13 protein-coding genes are annotated in these 18,805 nt (G+C 66.5%); 4 read left to right on the forward strand and 9 right to left on the reverse strand.

Annotated elements, in window-relative coordinates; genetic code table 11:
• Positions 1 to 172 precede the first annotated feature (172 nt).
• The 3 genes from AL755_RS19400 to AL755_RS19410 all read right to left on the reverse strand — a co-directional run bounded on the left by AL755_RS19400 (position 173) and on the right by AL755_RS19410 (position 5,304).
• The gene (locus tag AL755_RS19400; protein ID WP_054012406.1) at positions 173 to 2,194 is read right to left on the reverse strand and encodes a vWA domain-containing protein; all 2,022 of its coding nucleotides are present in this window, start codon (positions 2,192 to 2,194) and stop codon (positions 173 to 175) included.
• A 230-nt stretch (positions 2,195 to 2,424) separates the two neighbouring features.
• Positions 2,425 to 3,843: an FAD-dependent oxidoreductase gene (locus AL755_RS19405; protein ID WP_054012407.1), complete on the reverse strand. Its 1,419-nt coding sequence runs from the start codon at positions 3,841 to 3,843 to the stop codon at positions 2,425 to 2,427.
• A 174-nt stretch (positions 3,844 to 4,017) separates the two neighbouring features.
• Positions 4,018 to 5,304, reverse strand: coding sequence for an Ig domain-containing protein (locus tag AL755_RS19410; RefSeq protein WP_054012408.1), 1,287 nt, complete (start codon positions 5,302 to 5,304; stop codon positions 4,018 to 4,020).
• 159 nt (positions 5,305 to 5,463) lie between these two features.
• Between AL755_RS19410 and AL755_RS19415 the strand changes: the two genes are divergently transcribed.
• From AL755_RS19415 to AL755_RS19425, 3 genes are read left to right on the forward strand one after another with little or no spacing between them, the layout of a single operon-like run.
• On the forward strand, positions 5,464 to 6,567 hold the full coding sequence (locus tag AL755_RS19415; protein ID WP_054012409.1) for a hypothetical protein: 1,104 nt from the start codon (positions 5,464 to 5,466) through the stop codon (positions 6,565 to 6,567).
• Positions 6,568 to 6,600: 33 nt separating this feature from the next.
• Positions 6,601 to 7,614 carry an EamA family transporter RarD gene (gene rarD / locus AL755_RS19420; protein ID WP_054012410.1) on the forward strand — a complete coding sequence of 338 codons (1,014 nt, stop codon included), beginning with the start codon at positions 6,601 to 6,603 and terminating at the stop codon, positions 7,612 to 7,614.
• 31 nt (positions 7,615 to 7,645) lie between these two features.
• Positions 7,646 to 9,028 (forward strand): dihydrolipoyl dehydrogenase family protein, encoded by a 1,383-nt coding sequence (locus tag AL755_RS19425; RefSeq protein ID WP_237762552.1) that lies wholly within the window; start codon positions 7,646 to 7,648, stop codon positions 9,026 to 9,028.
• Positions 9,029 to 9,077: 49 nt separating this feature from the next.
• Here the strand turns inward: AL755_RS19425 and AL755_RS19430 are convergent, their stop codons facing one another.
• The 5 genes from AL755_RS19430 to AL755_RS19450 all read right to left on the reverse strand — a co-directional run bounded on the left by AL755_RS19430 (position 9,078) and on the right by AL755_RS19450 (position 15,374).
• Positions 9,078 to 9,899, reverse strand: a complete 822-nt coding sequence (locus AL755_RS19430) for a universal stress protein (RefSeq protein WP_054012412.1) — start codon at positions 9,897 to 9,899, stop codon at positions 9,078 to 9,080.
• A gap of 123 nt (positions 9,900 to 10,022) precedes the next feature.
• Positions 10,023 to 11,054 carry a hypothetical protein gene (locus AL755_RS19435; protein ID WP_054012413.1) on the reverse strand — a complete coding sequence of 344 codons (1,032 nt, stop codon included), beginning with the start codon at positions 11,052 to 11,054 and terminating at the stop codon, positions 10,023 to 10,025.
• A gap of 75 nt (positions 11,055 to 11,129) precedes the next feature.
• Positions 11,130 to 12,350, reverse strand: a complete 1,221-nt coding sequence (locus AL755_RS19440; protein ID WP_150117185.1) for a hypothetical protein — start codon at positions 12,348 to 12,350, stop codon at positions 11,130 to 11,132.
• A 182-nt stretch (positions 12,351 to 12,532) separates the two neighbouring features.
• Positions 12,533 to 13,897, reverse strand: coding sequence for a 4-aminobutyrate--2-oxoglutarate transaminase (gabT, locus tag AL755_RS19445; RefSeq protein WP_054012415.1), 1,365 nt, complete (start codon positions 13,895 to 13,897; stop codon positions 12,533 to 12,535).
• 46 nt (positions 13,898 to 13,943) lie between these two features.
• Positions 13,944 to 15,374: a gamma-aminobutyraldehyde dehydrogenase gene (locus AL755_RS19450; RefSeq protein ID WP_054012416.1), complete on the reverse strand. Its 1,431-nt coding sequence runs from the start codon at positions 15,372 to 15,374 to the stop codon at positions 13,944 to 13,946.
• Positions 15,375 to 15,525: 151 nt separating this feature from the next.
• Between AL755_RS19450 and AL755_RS19455 the strand changes: the two genes are divergently transcribed.
• Positions 15,526 to 16,980 carry a PucR family transcriptional regulator gene (locus AL755_RS19455; RefSeq protein ID WP_054012417.1) on the forward strand — a complete coding sequence of 485 codons (1,455 nt, stop codon included), beginning with the start codon at positions 15,526 to 15,528 and terminating at the stop codon, positions 16,978 to 16,980.
• Positions 16,981 to 17,020: 40 nt separating this feature from the next.
• Here the strand turns inward: AL755_RS19455 and AL755_RS24185 are convergent, their stop codons facing one another.
• Positions 17,021 to 18,793 (reverse strand): hypothetical protein, encoded by a 1,773-nt coding sequence (locus AL755_RS24185; protein ID WP_054012418.1) that lies wholly within the window; start codon positions 18,791 to 18,793, stop codon positions 17,021 to 17,023.
• Between the last annotated feature and the right edge of the window lie 12 nt (positions 18,794 to 18,805).

The raw sequence follows: 18,805 nt of genomic DNA on the forward strand, positions 1-18,805 counted from the left end.
GCCGGGCAGTTGCACTGTGAGTCTGATTTGGGATTTCATGACGCGAAAAATGAAGAAACTTTAAAAAACTTTCGACGCCGGCCAAATCGGGTTAAAAGCCGGCAGCCGCGGGCGGTCCGTGGATTGTCCACGGACCGCCCGCGGCTAGCAGGATTCGCTCGTCGAAGAGGCGTTAGTGTGCGCGCCGGCTCCGTCGGACCATGACCAGGACGCAGCCGGACGCCAGCAGCAGTCCGCCCACTGCCAGCGGCAGGGCCGAAGACGCTCCGGTGTAGGCGAGATCGCCAGTGGCCGCTTCAGTTGGCTTCGCAGTCTGCGGCGCCCCACTCGCCACCTTGGTGCCCTTGACCGTCGGGGACGGGTTCGACGCCGTCGGGGCCGTGGTTGACGTGCCCGACGCCGTCGGCGGGATCGACGTGGTCGGGGACGAGGTCGACGTCGCGTCCGTCGTGGGAGTTGGCGTCGGGTCTGCCGTCGGGGTCGGGGACGTGGTCGACGTCGCGTCCGTAGTCGGCGTCGGAGTCGGATCCGTCGTCGGCTCAACAGACGGGGTCGGCGTCGGGCCAGTGGTCGGCTCAACAGACGGGGTCGGCGTCGGCGTCGCATCCGTGGTCGGCTCAACCGTGGGCGTCGGGTCGACAGACGGCTCAACCGTCGGAGTCGGCGTCGGAGTCGGCTCGACCGGCTTCGGCGGTGTCACATCCGTGGTGGTGCACGGCGCTTCTGCGGTGCAGGACGCCGGCGGGATGGATCCCGTGCCCGTGACGGCATTGCTCAGGGTGGCTCCGAAGGCGTCGTCATTGACCACCACCTGGTAGCTCAGGCGCGCGCCCTGGCCCTTGCCGAGGGTCATGGGACCGGCCGTGAGGATGGCGGCGGCAGGGTCTGCCACCGCGACCGGAGTACCGCCGGCGACGGACAGCGTTGCGGAGCCGGGCACAAAGCGTGCATGGCTCAGGACCCCGGAGAGGTCGTCGCGGAAGGAGATGCCGTCCACTGCCTGCACGCCGGTGTTCACGGCGTCAACAGTGTAGCTGATGGTGTCGCCCGGGTTCACCGTGCCGCGGGCGTCGGAGGTTTTGGACATGGTCCAGGCCTTCAGCGGCGCCTTGTTCGTTACGGTGCACGATGTCACGGTGCTGGCCAGGGCCGTGACGGTGAAGCCCGTGTTTCCGGCGTCGTTGGTGTTGGTGACGGCCAGCGGGGCGCCGTCACGGGTGCAGACCGCGTTGAACCCGGCGTTCTGGACCACGGCGTAGCCGGGCAGCTGCCGTTCCTTGATGGTCACGGCGACGGGCTGCTTGGACGTGAAGTCCAGGTTCATGCCGGCCTGGCCGTTGGCACCGGTGGTCAGGGCGACGGCGGGGGCGTTGGCCGGCGTGGCGTCGAAAACCCATCCCGCACCAGGGGTCGTGTCGGTGGAGTCGAAGGCCTGCACGGCCTTGTTCACGTTCAAGGTGCTCTGGCAGCCGGCCGTGGCAATCGCCTTCAACGTGGCTGCCAGCTGGTCGTAGTTGGTGGTGTAGTAGTCGGAGCCGGCGACGGGCCCGGTGATCTGGGCGAGCCGCGCGGCGTCAGCGTCCTTGACGCCCACGCCGATGACCCGGGTTCCGGCGTCCTTGAGCTTGTTGGCTTCGGGGATTGCGGCGTCCAGCGCGGCTGCGACATTCGCTCCCGTGCCGCTGGTGTCGTCGGAACCGGTTCCGCCATTGCCGCTGGTCTTGCTTTGGTTTGCGTTAAGCGGGGCGGCACCAAAGAAGGTGGGGCGCCCGTCGGTAAAGAAAATCACGCCGTCGTAGGCCTTGGCGGGCACAATGGCCAACGCCTGCTGCCAGTTCGTGCCGCCGAGCATCTTGTTGCTGTCGCCGGGCCGGATCAGTCCGTTGATGGCCGAGGTCACGGCGGTTGCCCCCTGGGCGGAGGCCAGCGAGGTTGCGCCGAGGTTTGCCGTGGCAAAGGTGCCGAAGCTGTAGACGCCCATGGATGTCCCGGTGCCCTGCAACGCGGCCACGGCCTGGCTGCTGGACTTCTTGACGCTGGCAATGTCGTCGTCGGACATGGAGTTGGACAGGTCAAAGACCATGGCAAGGTTCAACCCGCACCGTTGCGGCAGTGCAGGGTTGGGGGAAACGGTGGGGGCCGCGGCCGCCGCCTTGGTGGGTGCGGGGGCGGCGATGGCGGGAAGCGCGCCCATCGCCAAGGATCCGGCTGCCGCCAACACTGCTGCAGTAGCAACAATTTTGCGTCCCCGCCAAAGATTTATTCTCGTCATGTCCAGCATGCAACTTTCACCTCGTGTCAACCGGGGTTCCGGTTGGTTCAAAGGGTGAGAGCGCCGCCGCCACGATTCGTGACGCCGATTGGGACGGGAAAAATTCCGGGTGCCCGCCCTTGGCTGTTGCCGTGGGCGGGCACCCGGCGGTGCTACTTGTTGGAAATGCCGATCATTTCCTCGCGGTCCACGACCTTGACCCGTTCCCGGACGACGTCGTTCCCCGGCTGCGGAACATAGCTGGCACCGAGCTGCTTCTCGTGTGCGTCGAGCTTGTTCCAGCCCTCCCAGGTGGTGTAGTCCACACCGCGGGATTCCAGCAATTCCACGATGTCCGCCTCGCCGGGGTGCTCGGCGACGGGTAGGCCCAGGCGGTCCTCCAACAGGCAGCCAATGGTTTCCAGGGCGTCGCCCTTGGTGTGGCCGATCAGGCCCACGGGCCCGCGCTTGATCCAGCCCGTCGCGTACAGGCCCGGCACGGGCGTGCCGTCCTGGTCCACCACGCGGCCTGCGTCGTTGGGAATCACGCCTCGCTTGGCGTCAAAGCCCACTTCCGGCAGCTCCGAGCCGAAGTAGCCCACGGAACGGTAGACGGCTTGGACGGGGTAGTCGATGAATTCGCCGGTGCCGCGGGCGTTGCCGGTGCCGTCGAGTTCGTTGCGCTCAAACTTGATGCCGGTGACCTTGCCGTCCTCGCCGGTGATCTCCACGGGCGAGTGCAGGAAGTGCAGGTGCAGGCGGCGCGAGGCGGCCGGACGGGAATCGTCGTCTTCCTGCTCCACGAGCCAGTTGGTCAGGGTGTTGACCATGGTCTTGATCTGGTTGTTGGTCTTGATGGCGGTGTCCGAGGCCTCGTCGAAGTCGAAGTCCTCCTCGTAGAGCACGATGTCCACATCCCGGGAGTGGGAGAGTTCGCGCAATTCCAGCGGGGTGAACTTCACCTGGGCCGGGCCGCGGCGGCCAAAGATGTGCACGTCCGTGACCGGAGATTCCTTCAATCCGGCGTAGACGTTGTCCGGAATCTCCGTGACGAGCAGGTCCTCGGCGTGCTTGGACAGCACCCGGGCCACGTCGAGGGCCACGTTGCCGTTGCCGATCACGGCGATTTCCTTGGCCGTCAGCGGCCACTCGCGGGAGACGTCCGGGTGTCCGTCGTACCAGGACACGAAGTCCGCGCCGCCGTAGGAGCCGTCGAGCTCGATGCCCGGGATGTTCAGCTCCGCATCCTTGATGGCACCGGTCGCGAAAATCACGGCGTCGTAATGGGCCTGGAGATCGGCCAGGGAAAGGTCCCGGCCGTAGGTGACGTTGCCGAAGAAGCGGATGTCGCCGCGGTCCAGCACCTTGTGGAGGGCGTTCACGATGCCCTTGATGCGCGGGTGGTCGGGGGCCACGCCGTAGCGGATCAGGCCGTACGGGGCCGGGTAGGCCTCAAAAATGTCGATGCTGACGTCAACGTCGCCGCCGGCAACTTCCTGGGACTTCGTCAGGATATCCGCGGCGTAGACGCCGGCCGGGCCGGAACCGATGATGGCGACGCGGAACGGGCGGGAGGTTGTCGAGCTAGACAAGGATGAAGTCCTTCCGAACTGTAAATCGTGGCACCAAGGAACTGGCGCCACGGGCGAAACCGCCCGGTGGGCGCTGCTTCCCCAAGTCTAAGTGCCCGGGCTGAAAGCCGGTAAGGGCCGGTTCGGGAAAGTGACCAATGGCTCAGGCGCCCCGCCCATCCGCCAGCGCGGGAGCTATCCGTGCCGCGCCCGCCGTTTCCGCGACGCGGCGAAGACAAGGATCCCTGTTCCCAGGATCGCTGCGCCGGCCGTGCCCACAAGGACGACGGCGGCACCCGTGTTGGGAAGGCCGCGCGCCTCCCCTGCCTGGCCGGGTACGGCACCGACGGTGGCCTTCGTTGCGCTTGGCGCCCTTGTCTCCGAGGGCGCTGTGGTGGCTGATGCAGCTGGTGCGGCGCCCTCAGTGGTGGCCGATACCGACGGCAGCTTGCCGGGAGCGGTGGTCGGCATCGTCGTTTCCGGCGCGGCCGAGGACGTTTCCGGCGCGGCAGCCGAGGTTTCAGGTGTTGCCGTAGTCGTTTCCGGAGCAGCCGTAGTCGTTTCCGGAGCAGCCGTAGTCGTTTCCGGAGCCGCCGTCGTCGTTTCCGGCGCGGCCGAGGAAGTCTCCGGGGTTGAAGTGGTGGTTTCGGGGGAACTGCTGGGCTCGGCCGTGGGCGTGGCCGTGGGAGTGGGGGTTTGGGCGGCAACCACATCCAGGGGCATGGTCCTGGAGGTACTTGCGGGGGTGGGCGCAGAGTCGGTGACGGTGATGACGGGGTCGAACGTCCCGGATTCGGTGGGAGTCCCGCTCACAGCGCCGGTGCCGGCGTCGATGGACAGACCGCCGGGAAGTCCCGAGGCCGAGTATTTGTAGGGCGGGGTTCCGTTGACGCTGGTGAAGCCCGCCTCAAAGCCCTCGCCCTGGTTCGCGGACCCCAAGCCGCCACCCTGGAGCGTGAGCGGCTGGCCCTCAATGCTGACGGTGCCGTTGGATGTCAGCGATACCGTGGCCCCCACCGGGGCGGTGTCCGACGCGGACGCAAACAACACCAGGGACCACGTCTTGGCCGTTGCGGGGTCCGACGACGCCGGGGCGCCCCAGTTCAGGGTGGCGGTCTGGCCCGCGGCGGCACCGGCAGCGCGCTTGACGCAGTGCGCCACGGTGTTCGACGGCGTGAAGGCGCCTTCATAGAGGGCCGCCACGAGCGCTCCGTTGCCGGCCGCGACGGCCGCTCGGAAACTGCCGGAAGCCGATGTGGTGGTGCGGAACGTGACCACCTGGTAGCTCCCGGCGGTCCCGCTGGGATAGCACCCGGAATTGTCCAGCGGTTGGTTCACCTGCTGGCCGGCCGTGATCTGGACGGCCACGGTGGCGGACACCTCGGCCTGGGCCGGAGCGGCCGTCAGTGCGCTTCCGCCCACCACCAGCAACGCTGCGGCGCACACGGCAAGGATGGACTTCGGCAGGTGCCAACGCAGCATTCGGACTCCACGGGGTCGGGTCGTGCACAGGGATGGCCACGGCGCCGGCCGGGCATCGTCACAAACAGAATTCTGCACAACATTGATTGAAAATGTGTATTCTGTGTCACATTAGAGCAGATTTTCATCCGGCAGCAGTTTTATTACAGGAGAACCCACATGGCACATCCCACCTCAAAGCGTTCCGTGTCGCCGCTTGGCCGTCGCGGCTTGTTGGCGGGCGCCGGCGTCGCGGGGCTGGGAGCCCTGGCCGGCGTCGCCCTCTCCCCTGCGGCCCACGCCGCAGACACCAACCTGACATTGCCGGTTCTTGGCCCGGACGACGACTGGGCGGCAACGCTTGCCCGCACGCCCCAGGTCCAGCTCGTTGCCGGCGCCGCCTATACCTTGGCGGCTCCTGTGGATCTGCCCAACAACACGCTGATCGAGGGCAACGGCGCCATCATCACCGTGGCCCAGGAGTCCATGGGCGCGTTCACCGCCACGTCAAAGGTGGGCATCACCATCCGGGGCCTCACCCTGCAGGGCCGCACCGACGACACCTTGAATGCGGCGGCAAATTTTGCCCACACGGCCATCAAGCTGGTTCGCTGCACGAGCTTCCGGATCACCGACTGCGATTTCAACTACTGGCTGGGTGCCGGGATCGCGGTCACCGGGTCGACCTCCGACGACTACTTTTCCTACCGCGGGCACGTGCAGGGGAACAACTTTGTCCGCTGCTACTTTGGCGTGTCCTTCGCCGACCGGGCCGAGTACTCACTGCTGGCCAACAACGTGTTCAACACCAACCGCCTGGCCATCTGGAACAGCTCCGGCAACCTGACCACTACGGGAAACGTGGTGGTGAACTGCTACGGCGCCTACTATTCGTACGCGAAGACCAGCCCCTTTGGCGCGCAGACCTCGGACAATTGGAACCACGGCGCCGTCACCGGCAACACGTTCAACCACAGCAACGGCAGCGGCGGGGCCCGCTGGACCTCCAACGCGGCCTTCCCGATCGGCGGCGTGTCCACCGATCCCGGATCCGGCGTGGTGGTCGACGGCCTGCTGCCCCCCACCTTTACGGGCAACACGCTCTGGTACACGAACATCAAGGCCAACAACCACGTTGCAAACCAGTGGCTGCTCACCGGCTGCGCGTTGTCCAACCTGTCCATCAGCGCCACGGGGACCAATCCGATCAAGATCCTCGGCTCCCAATCCAACGGCGCAGCCAACGCCCCGACGCTCAGCGGAAACGTCCAGAACGTGTTCTAGGCGCCAAACCCGGCCAATCCTTGCGCTGTGGATATGGAATATTACCCACGGGCATGCTGTTATGAGGCTGTGTCAACTAGTAAAACCACCCCAGTGTCCACTCCCCCAACAACAGCGAAGGCGGGCCGGCCGGCCCGCACGGAAACCGCCACCGGAATGATCTTCGGCTTTGGCGCCTATGGGTTGTGGGGGCTCCTGCCGCTGTACTTCATCTGGCTCATGCCGGCCAACAGCATCGAGATCGTGGCCAACCGGGTGGTCTGGTCGGTAATCTTCTGCGCCGTCCTCATCACGGCCACGCGCTCCTGGGGAAAATTCAGCGCCGCAGTGAAGAATCCGCGCGTGCTCTGGCCGCTGGCCATTGCCGGCGTCCTCATCGTCATCAACTGGCTCACCTATGTCTTCGCAGTGACCACGGGAAACGCCATTGAAGGGTCCCTGGGCTACTTCATCAACCCGCTTGTGTCCGTGCTGCTCGGCGTCATCGTGCTCAAGGAAAAGCTGCGGCCCCTGCAGTGGCTGGCCGTCGGCGTCGGCGTGGCCGCCGTCGTCGTCCTGACCGTCAGTTATGGAAAGCTGCCCTGGATTGCGCTGGTCCTGGCGTTCAGCTTCGGCTTCTACGGCTTCGTCAAGAACCGGGTGGGCGGAAAGGTGGACGCCCTCACCAGCCTGAGCGTGGAAACCGCCGTGCTGGCACCGTTCGCCGTGGTGACCATGGTGGTGTTGACCCTGGTGGGGCAGGCGACGTTGACTGGCCTGGGCGCCGGCCACTTCTGGTTGATGGCCGCCTCCGGCGTCATTACGGCCGTGCCGCTGCTGCTGTTTGGCGCATCCGCCCGGCGCCTGCCCATGACGACGATCGGCCTGCTCCAGTACGTGGCGCCGCTGCTGCAGTTCGTGGTGGCCGTGACCCTGCTGAACGAGCACATGGGCCTCGACCGGTGGATTGGTTTTGGCATAGTGTGGCTTGCGTTGGTGATCTTGACGGTCGATACGCTGCGGAATTACCGGCACACGGCGAGGCTGCGGAAGGCCGCAACCGCCTAGCTTCACCCCCACCTCGAGGAAGGGCATGCACATGGCTGTTGAGGAATTTGATCTTTTGGTGGTTGGCGGAGGCAAGGCCGGCAAATCCCTGGCCATGGATCTGGCGGCGGCCGGGCAGCGCGTGGCCATGGTGGAGCGGGGCATGATCGGGGGCACCTGCATCAACGTCGCCTGCATCCCCACCAAGACCCTCGTCAACAGTGCCCGGCTGCTGTCGGTGACGCGCCGCGCCGCCGAATTTGGGATCACCATGTCAGGTTCGCCTGCCATTGACATTGACCTGCTGCGCGCCCGCAAGGAGGAGGTAGTGGGCACCATGGTCGCCGGGCAGCGGAAGTCGTTCCTGGCCTCCGGCATGGACCTGGTGATCGGCGAGGCCCGCTTCACCGCCCCGCGCACCGTTGAAGTGACCGACGACGCCGGTGCCCGCCGCACGCTGCGCGGCACCAATGTGGTGGTCAACACCGGCATGGTTCCGTTCGTGCCGGACCTGCCGGGGTTGCGCGATTCCGCGCCGCTGACGAGCACCTCCATTTTGGCGCTTGAATCACTGCCGGAGAGCATCCTCATCCTGGGTGGCGGCTACATTGGCTGCGAATTTGCCTCCATGCTTTCCATCATGGGCGTGCGGGTCACGGTGGTGCAGCGCAGGGGCGTCCTGCTGCCAAATGAAGACGTTGACGTATCCGAATCGGTGGCCAACGCCCTCACGGCCGACGGCGTGAATGTCCGCACGGGCGTCTCGGCGACTGCGGTATCCCGCACCGATTCCGGGGTCACCATGGAACTGTCCGACGGCACGTCAGTAACCGCCGCTGAGATCCTCGTTGCGGTGGGGCGCACCCCGGTAACGGACGGGCTGGGCCTGGATGCTGCGGGCGTCGAGCTCACCGATTCCGGGCTGGTGCGCGTGGACGAATACTTGCGCGCCACGGCGGACAACGTCTGGGCCGCGGGCGACGTAGCGGGCACTCCGCAGTTCACTCACGCCTCCTGGAACGACTACAGGATCCTCAAGACCAACCTGGCCGGCGGCTCGTGGAGCACCAAGGACCGGCTCATCCCCTACTGCGTGTTCACCACGCCGGAGCTGGGACGGGTGGGGCTGAGCGAAACCGAGGCCCTGCACGCGGGCTACAACATCCGGGTCGCCGCCATGCCCGTCTCCGCCATCCCCCGAGCACGCACGGTGGGCCAGCTGGACGGCCGCTGGAAGGCCGTGGTGGACCGCGATACCGACATGATCCTCGGTGTCGCGCTCCACGGCCATGAGTCCAGCGAGGTCATCGCCGTTGTCCAGATGGCCATCCTGGGCAAGCTTCCCTACCAGCAGCTGCGCGACGCCGTGATCGCCCACCCCACCATGGCCGAGGGCCTGCAACTCCTGTTCAGCGACGCCTTCCTGGCGGCCTAGCCGGCGAGGGAATTCCGGCTCGGCCGCCGGTGTAGGCAGGGTCCCTCGACTAGATCCCCTGCGCCTGGAAGTCGCGCGGAACCACCACCATGGGCACCGGAAGTGCGCGGAGGATCTTGTTGGCCGTGGAGCCGAGGAAGATCTTGCGGTTCTCGGCCAGGCGGCTGGAACCAACCACCACGAGCTCGCCGGATTTCCAGCCGATCCCGTCGACGGCTTCCTCAATGTTGCGTCCGTGGGCCAGGGTCACCGTGACAGTGTCCTCGGGAAGCCTTGCTGCGGCGTCGGCAAGCACCGTGTTGACGTGCTGCCGGGCGGGGCTGAGGGCGTTGTCCAGGTCAAAGTCCTCCTGCTCCAGCTGGTCGATCTCCACCACGGAAACCAGGCGCAGCGGCACGTTGCGCCGCCCGGCCGCCGTGACGCCGACGTCGAGCACTGCCTGCCAGCCCTCGCGCATGCCGACCATGACCGTGAGCCGGGTCAGTTTGTCCCGCCGGTTGTAGCCGCGGGGCGCCAGCGCCACCGGCACCTGGGACGCGTGCAGCAGCCCGTTGGCCACCGAACCGACGGTGAACCGTTTGAACAGGCCGTTGCTGGCGGCGCCGACCACGATCAGCGCGGCGTCGTCCTCCGCTGCCGCCTCGATCAGGCCGTGAGCAAAGGACTCGGCCCTGCGCGTGGAGAACGTGGCCGTAACATCGTCGGGCACCATGGACAGGGCCTGCTTTTGGGTTTCGGGCACCTCCACCATGCTGCCGCGGATCACGTTGACCAGGTGGAGTTCGGCGCCCTGCGTCCTTGCAATGACCCCGGCAAGGGCAACGGCATCTTCGCCACGGTCGTCAGGCCGGTAACCAACTACATATTTCATGCAATCAACCCTTCGGTGGGCCCGGCGGGCGGACGGTACCGGCGCGCCGAGGCGTTCGTAGCACTGACTGTACAGCCGCCGGGCCGCGCCGAACAGGGCACGGGCGGCGCCGGTTTGCGGGGGTCAGGGTTCGACGACGTCTGCCGCCTGCCAGCCGTCGTCCTCAGCATCGGCTGCCGGCGCCACCGCGGGCAGGATCACCGCCCAGGCCACGGCGATCACGCCCACCAGCAGCAGCGACGGCATGAGGATGCCCGCCTGGTTCGACCATGAACTCATCAAGGTCGTGCCGCCGTTGGCCAATTCAACCGTCTGTGAAGCAGTCGACAACGGGAAGATGTAGGGCAGCATCATTGAAAACACGCCACCCGCCAAGCAGGCTGCGCCGAACCAGGCCGCCCGGGCCCGCCCCGACCGCAGCGTCGCCCGCCGTTCAGGGCCGCCCGATTGCCAGCGGCGAGGTACCACCAGCAGGACCGCCAGGATCAGGAGCCCCAGCGTCAGGAGCGAAACGCCACTCGGCCCAATCGCGTACGGCCATGGAATGTCCGGTGTGACCGTCTCATCGCCCGGCGAACCGAACTGGAGTGCTTCAGGGAAAAGGAAGTTCGCGAACAAGGCCACATATCCGGCGGCGGAAACCAGGACACCCAGCACCCCTAACGCCAGCCTGCAGGCCAGTTCGGCCTTCGCCGAACGCCGCGAGGCCAGAAAGAGCAGCGCCCCGACAATGCCGAGGCCGCCCGCCAGGAACGCCGGTGCCGCCATGAAGATCACGCGCCCCCAGGGATCCATGGTGAGGCCGTGGTAGTCCGCGGGATTGGACGTCTTGGCGGCAGGCAGCCAGTACTGGGCCGTGATGCAAAAAACTGCAACCGCCAGCATGAGGACAGCGGCGGCGACGGCCGGAACCCACCGCCGCGGCGACCACGCGGGCTCCGGCAAAGCCGCAGGCAGGTCCGTCGGCGCAGACAAGGACGCGGGCACCGGCGCGTCATCGCGCGGGGCGGGGTCGATGCGATCCGTGATTACGGAGCCGGCGTCATCCGACACGTCGACGCCGGCATGTGGCGAGGGCTCAGGGCTCCGCAACCCGCTGTCTCCGCCGGCCTGGAATATTTCCGGATATCTGTCATCAAAGCGTGCGTTTCCCATGACTCCCCCACTGCGGCTGGGCGGAACCGGTTCAACGGCACCGCGCTCCTGTCGATAGTGGGATCAGCCTACCCACTAGGCGGCCGGTTCTGCTTCCAATTCGTCATTGGGATCCTCGGCATAGACCCGCCGGGATGTTGCCTGGATCAGCACGCCCCAGAGGAAGATCCCGGCGCCAACGAGCGCAACGGAGCTGCCGGAGCCGGAAACGATGGTTGGCCATGGGATGGTTGAAAAGGTCATGTCCCCCATGGTTTGGGTGGTGCTCGACATGGACCGCGGGAACAGTTGGGGTGCAAACAACGCAACCACCGCACCGACAAGGAGCATGCCACCTGCCAGCAACGCTGCCGGGCCGGACGCAACAGCACCCGCGCGGCTGGCTCCCGGGCGCACAATGGCCACTACGGCCAGCACGGATAAGCCAAACACCGTCAACGGTTGCATTGCTGAGTACATCAGCATCATCAACGATGAACTGGAGTACCCGCCGGATTCCGCCTCAAAGTACATGTACTTTGCAAAAAGGTTGGGGGAAAACATAGCCAGGACTGCCCCGACAGTCGCGATCACGCCCACCACCGCCGCCCCGGCCCACAGCCAGCGGGCTCTCGCCGTGTAATGGCGGGAACCCACGATGAACATCGCCGCGACCATGCCGAGGCCGGCAATGACCAGCGAAGGAGCCACCGAGGTCAAAAATGTTACCCAAGTGACCATCCTCATCCCGTCGGATCCATCGCCGGCAACACTTCGGGATGAAGGAATCAGCACCGCCGCGAACAGGCAAAATACGCCGGCCGCGATGGCCAGCAGACCCGCGCCCATGCCGACGACCCACGACCGCGTACTCCAGTGAATCCGCCGCGCCCCGGGCAGGATCTCATCGGGCTGCGCCTGCGTGCCTGTTTCCCCCGGGAGCCCGGCTGCGGGGTGCGACGCGGTTCCCTCCCCCGCATCAACGGCATCGGATGTGGCCGGAGAGACGTGGGCGGCTTGAACCGCGGGGGCGGGCTGCCCGGCCGGCGGAAGCGGAGCCTGCTCCGGGACAAACCGCTCATGTGCCGGCGCCACGCGGACCGCGCGGGACACCGGGACCGGAGGTGCGCTCACTGTCGGCGCCACCAAGGGCCGCGCCGGCGCTTGTATCAGCGGGGCCGGCTCATTGGTTGTCTGCGGCGTGGTGGCCGGCGGCGCGAAGATGGGCGCCGCGGCAGTGTGCGCCGTGCGGGGCAGCTCGTCGCCGCCGGGCTGAAAGATGGCCGGGTACCGCTCGTCAAACTCCACGTGTTCCATGCAACCCCCAAGATGCGTGTGCCGTGCCCGGACAATGTCCGGCACGGAAGATGTTCGCCCCAGCCTATCCACGCCGGGCACCTACCCACGAAACAAACGACGGCGGCACCCCGGGGAAAAGTTCCCTCGGGGTGCCGCCGTCGTTCAGTGCCTTACGTTCCGTCTACGCGGGGCTTTCCAAACTAGTTGGAGGCTGCGCGTACGGCGTCGGACAATACGTCCAGGCCGTCGTTGAGCAGTTCGTCGCCGATGACCAACGGCGGGAGCAGGCGGATGACGTTGCCGTAGGTGCCGCAGGTGAGGATCACGACGCCGGCCTGCAGGCAGGCGCCGGCGATGGCCTTGGCGGCCTCCGCGTTCGCTTCCTTGGTTGTGTGGGCGGTGCCCGGCTTGACCAGTTCGATTGCCATCATGGCGCCGCGGCCGCGGATCTCGCCGATGATGCCGTTCTCGCCAAGTTCCTCAACGAGCGCCGTGAAGCGGTCGGTGACGATCTTTTCAATGTTCTGGGCGCGGCCGTTGAGGTCGTGCTCCTTCATGGTCTTGATGGCGGCCAGGGCGGCGGCGCAGGCCACCGGGTTTCCGCCGTAGGTGCCGCCAAGGCCGCCGGGGTGCACGGCGTCCATGAGCTCGGCGCGGCCCGTGATGGCGGAGAGCGGCAAACCGCCGCCGATGCCCTTGGCCATCGTGATGATGTCCGGGACAACGCCCTCGTGCTGGGAGGCAAACCATTCGCCCGTGCGGCAGAAGCCGGACTGGACTTCGTCGGCAATGAAGACGACGCCGTTTTCCTTGGCCCAGGCGGCCAGGGCGGGCAGGAAGCCGTCGGCGGGGACGATGAAGCCGCCCTCGCCCTGGATCGGTTCGATCACGATGGCGGCCACGGAGTCGGCGCCAATCTGCTTTTCGATCATGGTGATGGCGCGGCGGGCCGCTTCCTCACCCTTGATGTCGGCTTCCTCGCGGTACGGGTAGCTCATGGGCACGCGGTAGATCTCCGGTGCGAACGGGCCAAAGTTGGTCTTGTACGGCATGGCCTTGGCGGTCAGTGCCATGGTCAGGTTGGTGCGGCCGTGGTAGGCGTGGTCGAAGGCGACGATCGCGTCGCGACCGGTGGCCAGGCGGGCCACCTTGACGGCGTTTTCCACGGCTTCGGCGCCGGAGTTGAACAGCACGGTGCGCTTCTCATGCGTGCCGGGGGTGAGGGTGTTCAGTTCCTCGGCAACGGCAACGTAGCTCTCGTACGGGGTGACCATGAAACAGGTGTGCGTGAAGTGGCCAACCTGTTCCTGCACGGCCTCGACGACGTTCGCATCGGAGGCGCCCACACTGGTCACGGCAATGCCCGAACCGAGGTCGATGAAGGAGTTGCCGTCCACATCGGTAATGATGCCGCCGTCGGCGTCGGCAACGTATACGGGCACGCTGGAGGCGACACCGCCGGCAACAACTGCCTTGCGGCGGGCGTCGAGCGCTGCGGACTTCGGGCCGGGGAACGCGCCGGTGAGGTGCCGTTTTTGTTCGAGCCGGTAGGTGATTTCAGACATGGGGTGACCTTTCAAAATGGGGTGTCAAAGTGTGGGCGGGGGCGCTCTAGGCGTCCAGGTTGCTCATGACGTGCTTGATGCGGGTGTAGTCCTCCACGCCGTACATGGACAGGTCCTTGCCGTAGCCGGACTGCTTGAACCCGCCGTGCGGCATCTCTGCAGTGAGCATGATGTGGGTGTTGATCCAGACTGCGCCGAAGTCCAGGTCGCGGGAGACGCGCATGGCCACACCGTGGTTGGATGTCCAGACGCTGGAGGCCAGGGCGTATTCGACGTCGTTGGCCATTTCCACGGCCTCTTCCTCGGTCTTGAACGTCTGGACCGTGATGACCGGGCCGAAGGTTTCCTTCTGCACGATGTCGTCGCTTTGCTTCACGCCGTCAACCACCGTGGCCTCGAAGAAGAAGCCCTTCTCGCCGGCGCGCTTGCCGCCGGTGACCACCGTTGCATACGCGGGGATGTTGGCCACCACTTCGCTGACGGCGTTGAAGTGGTTGACGTTGTTGAGCGGGCCGAAGTAGTTCAGCGAGTCGTCCTCGTGGCCGGTTTCCAGGCCCTTCGTGGCGGTGGCCAGGGCGGCCACGAACTCGTCGTGGGCGGATTCCTCCACCAGCACGCGGGTGATGGCGGTGCAGTCCTGGCCGGCGTTGAAGAAGGAGAACTCGGCAATGGACTGTGCCGTCTGGCCAAGGTTCGCGTCGGCGAAGACGATGGCGGGAGCCTTTCCGCCCAATTCCAGGTGCGCCCGCTTGAGGCCCTTGGCGGCGCCCGTGGCGACGGCGATGCCGGCGCGGACGGATCCGGTGATCGAGACCATGGCCGGCACCTTGTGGTCCACGAGTGCGGCACCCGTGGCGCCGTTGCCGAGCACGAAGTTCAGCACGCCGGCGGGGACGATGTCCTTGGCGATGTCGGCAAACACCAGGGTGCTTTCGGGCGTGGTGTCGCTGGGCTTGAGGACCACGGTGTTGCCGGCGGCCAGGGCCGGACCGATCTTCCAGATCATCATCAGGAACGGGTAGTTCCACGGGGTCACCTGGGCAATGACGCCCACGGGTTCGCGGCGCACATAGGAGGTGAAGTTCTCCATGTACTCGCCGGCGGAGCGGCCTTCCAGCAGGCGGGCGGCACCGGCAAAGAAGCGCAGCTGGTCGGCGCCGGCGCCCACTTCCTCATCGGCGATCATTTGCTTGACCTGGCCGGTGTTGCGGTGCTGGGCTTCAACGAGCTCGTCGCTGCGTGCCTCGATGGCATCGGCAAGCTTCAACAGCACGCTTTGGCGCTGCGCCGGGGTGGCACGCTTCCACGTCTTGAAGGCGGTGGCTGCGGCGGTCATGGCAGCGTCCACATCGGCCTGGCTCGAAATCGGGGCCTTGGCCACAACTTCCCCGTTGACGGGATTGATGATGTCCAAGGAATCCGGCCCGGTGACGGGCACAAACTCGCCGTTGATGAAATTCTGCAAGGTTTGGACCACAGTGTTCAACCTCTTTAACTCGATGGGTAGGACGCGGCAGTGTCCTGGGTCTTTGCCGCCTAAGCAGAGCCTAAGCCCCACACCCCTCGAACGAGAATGGCATTTTGCACCATGGCACCCATCACACGTAGTGCGTTTGTATAGTTATTGCATGGCACTTTCCCTGGCTGACTTGATGGCCGCACCGGCCCTGCACCTGAAGAACATGGGCTCCACCAGGACCCCGCTGACCGCGCCCATCGATTGGGTGGCCGTGACGGAGTTGGAGAACCCGCAAGCCTTCCTCAGCGGCGGCGAACTGGTCCTGACCACGGGCGCGCGGCAGGGCACCGTCGACGCCCAGCGCTCCTTTGTCCGCCAGATCAGGCGGGCGGGCGCCGTCGGCATTGGCTTTGGCATTGGCTTTGAGCACGACGCCGTTCCACCTGCCCTGATTGCCGAGGCCAACCGCTGGGCCGTGCCCGTGGTTGAGGTGCCCTACAGCACCCCCTTCATCGCCATTGGCAAACTCGTGGCCGACGCACGTTCCTCCGACCACTACACCAAGCTGGAGCGGCTGCTGCGGGAGCACCAGGTCCTGGCCCGGGCACTGCTGACGGGCGGCGGCCTGCCTGCGCTGCTGCGCAAACTGGCGTCCATGGTGGGCTCCGAGCTGGCCATCACCCAATACGGTGGCGAGGTGTTCTCCACCGCTCCGGGCAGCGGACCGAACGACGCCGACTGGCATGCGGTGGCGCTGTCGACGGGCAAACGCGACGCCAGCACACTGTGGTTGCGCAAGCCGTTCCACGACGACGGCATCGTTGACTACGCCCGCGGACTGATCAGCATCGAGCTGAACAACCTGCTCCAGCGCCGCAACACGGCACGGCAAATCGCCGGACAGGTCATTGCCGACATTGTCCGGGGCACGCTTGAAGCGGCCGACGCCACCGCCAGGTTGGAGAACCTGGGCATCATCCCCGCAGCGAAGAACTTCGTGCTGCTGGTGCGCTCGGAGGACGAAAAGTCCGCCAGCCTCTCCACCATGACACTGCCACCGGAGCTGGAGACCGCAGTCGCCGCCGTCATGAAGGCGGACGAGCGCGAGGAACTGCTGATCGTCGTACCCGCTCAGCTTGGCGATCCGGCCATCCTGGGACGGGCCTTGAGCCGCCAGATGCACGGCATTGGACTCGCCGCCGCCGTGGGGATTGGTGGCGCCTATTCCCAGGCCAACGGCCTGCGGTGGAGCTACTTTGAGGCGCGTGAGGCCGCGTCACGCGGACTTGACGTCAACGTGCCAGAGCGGCTGAGCCTGACCTCCCTTCTGTTGGCCAGCGAGGATGTTCCCATGGCCGACATGGCTGCGGAGGCCCTGGGGCCCCTGCTTGCCTTTGACACCGCACACGGCGCCGAACTGGTCGACACCCTTGAAACGTACCTGCGGCTCAATGGTTCGGTGGCGGCAGTGGCCGAGACCCTGACGCTGCACCGAAACACCGTCCGCTACCGTTTGACGCAAATTGCCGAGCTCACCGGCTACGACCCCGCCCTGACTCCGGACCGGGTCCAGCTGTGGCTGGCACTTGCCGTGCGCCGGTTGTCCCCGCCGGTCCAGCCCTGATCGGGGCAGGGCCGGCGGGGCATCACGGGCGCTGCGAGCCCTAGAGGAAGCGGCGCAGCAGGATCAGCGCGAAGCCGGCCAGGAACACCAGAAGCGCTCCCGTGTAGACCGGCCAGATGCCGCCACCGGTGTAGGCCAGCTGGGCGGGTGCGGCGGCGTCCATGGCCACCGTGCCCGAGCTCATGGCCTGCAGGTTCCCGGCGGGTGACATCTGGGTGACACCCTGGGGAGCCCACTGCGTGATCTGGATGATCGGCGTCACAGGGGTTGCGGGAACCGACGGGGTCGTCGGGGTCCACGGCGTACCGGGGGTGCCAGGCGTGCCCGGCGTACCCGGCGTACCCGGCGTACCCGGCGTGCCCGGCGTGCCCGGCGTACCCGGCGTACCCGGCGTACCCGGCGTACCCGGCGTGCCCGGCGTACCCGGCGTACCCGGCGTGCCCGGCGTGCCCGGCGTGCCCGGTGTACCCGGCGTACCCGGCGTACCCGGTGTACCCGGCGTACCCGGCGTGCCGGGGGTCACCACATTGGTGACATCAGAGCCAACGGAAACCGCATTTCCCAGGATTCCCACGGCGTTGCCGGAGATGTTGATCGGGACAGTGATGGGTGCGGCGATCTGTACGTTGCCGAGCACGTTGCCCAGCAGTCCGCCAAGGAGGCCGCCGCCGTTGGAGTGGCCGGCATTCTGGCTTCCTGCGGTCTGGCTGACGCCCGGAACAACCGTGGTGTTCGTGGCGTGGGAACCACTGCTCACCGCGTTGCCCAAAACCCCAACAGCGTTGCCGGACACATTCACCGGAACCGTGACGGGGGCCGCCACCTGGACATTGCCCAGGACATTGCCAACCACGCCGCCGAGGATTCCGCCGCCGTGGGACTCACCTGAGTTCTGCCCACCTGTGTTCTGCCCACCGGCGGTCTGGCTTCCGGCGTCCTGCTTCACGGGCGGGGCAACCGTGGTGTTCGTGGCGTGGGAACCACTGCTGACCGCGTTGCCCAAAACCCCAACGGCATTACCGGAAACATTTACCGGAACCGTGATGGGGGCCGCCACCTGGACATTGCCCAGGACGTTGCCGACCACACCACCCAGGAGGCCGTCACCGTGCGATGAGCCGGCATTCTGGCTTCCGGCGGTCTGCCCACCGGTGCTGGGGTTTCCCGCGGGCTGGCTTGCCGTATTCTGCCCACCGGCGGTCTGCCCACCGGCGGTCTGCCCACCGGCGGTCTGGCTTCCGGCGTCCTGCTTCACGGGCGGGGCAACAGTGGTGTTGCTTGCCTGGGAACCGCTGCTGACAGCGTTGCCCAAGACGCCCACGGCATTGCCGGACAAGTTCACCGGAACCGTGACGGGCACGGCCACCTGGACATTGCCCAAGACGTTCCCGACCACGCCGCCCAGCAGGCCGTCACCGTGCGAAGAACCGGCGGTCTGCCCACCGGCGTCCTGCTTGACGGCCGGCGCAACCGTGGTGTTTGAGGCCTTCGAACCGCTGCTCACGGCATTGCCCAGGACGCCCACGGCATTGCCGGAGACATTCACCGGAACCGTGACGGGCACGGCCACCTGGACATTGCCCAGGACGTTCCCGACCACGCCGCCCAACAGGCCGCCGCCGTCCGAGGAGTTCGAATTTGTTTGGTGGCCCAGTCCCTGGACCACGGAGGAAACAGTGCTCTGCACCGCGTGGGCGCCACCGGATGAACCGGTGACTGGCTGTTCTGCAGCGTTGGCTGCACCTGCGCCGAGGGCCAGAAGCCCTCCGGCAAAGACCGCTGCACAGAGCGATCGACGAATGACGACATGCATAATGTTCAACTC

Source organism: Arthrobacter sp. ERGS1:01 (assembly GCF_001281315.1).
GTDB lineage: Bacteria > Actinomycetota > Actinomycetes > Actinomycetales > Micrococcaceae > Specibacter.

Coding starts and splice junctions, on each gene's coding strand:
- AL755_RS19440 (WP_150117185.1), bottom strand. CDS start 12,350: ATGGAACACGTGGAGTTTGACGAGCGGTACCCGGCCATCTTTCAGCCC.
- rarD (WP_054012410.1), top strand. CDS start 6,601: ATGGAATATTACCCACGGGCATGCTGTTATGAGGCTGTGTCAACTAGT.
- AL755_RS19430 (WP_054012412.1), bottom strand. CDS start 9,899: ATGAAATATGTAGTTGGTTACCGGCCTGACGACCGTGGCGAAGATGCC.
- AL755_RS19415 (WP_054012409.1), top strand. CDS start 5,464: ATGGCACATCCCACCTCAAAGCGTTCCGTGTCGCCGCTTGGCCGTCGC.
- AL755_RS19425 (WP_237762552.1), top strand. CDS start 7,646: ATGGCTGTTGAGGAATTTGATCTTTTGGTGGTTGGCGGAGGCAAGGCC.
- AL755_RS19435 (WP_054012413.1), bottom strand. CDS start 11,054: ATGGGAAACGCACGCTTTGATGACAGATATCCGGAAATATTCCAGGCC.
- AL755_RS24185 (WP_054012418.1), bottom strand. CDS start 18,793: ATGCATGTCGTCATTCGTCGATCGCTCTGTGCAGCGGTCTTTGCCGGA.
- gabT (WP_054012415.1), bottom strand. CDS start 13,897: ATGTCTGAAATCACCTACCGGCTCGAACAAAAACGGCACCTCACCGGC.
- AL755_RS19400 (WP_054012406.1), bottom strand. CDS start 2,194: ATGGGCGCGCTTCCCGCCATCGCCGCCCCCGCACCCACCAAGGCGGCG.
- AL755_RS19410 (WP_054012408.1), bottom strand. CDS start 5,304: ATGCTGCGTTGGCACCTGCCGAAGTCCATCCTTGCCGTGTGCGCCGCA.
- AL755_RS19455 (WP_054012417.1), top strand. CDS start 15,526: ATGGCACTTTCCCTGGCTGACTTGATGGCCGCACCGGCCCTGCACCTG.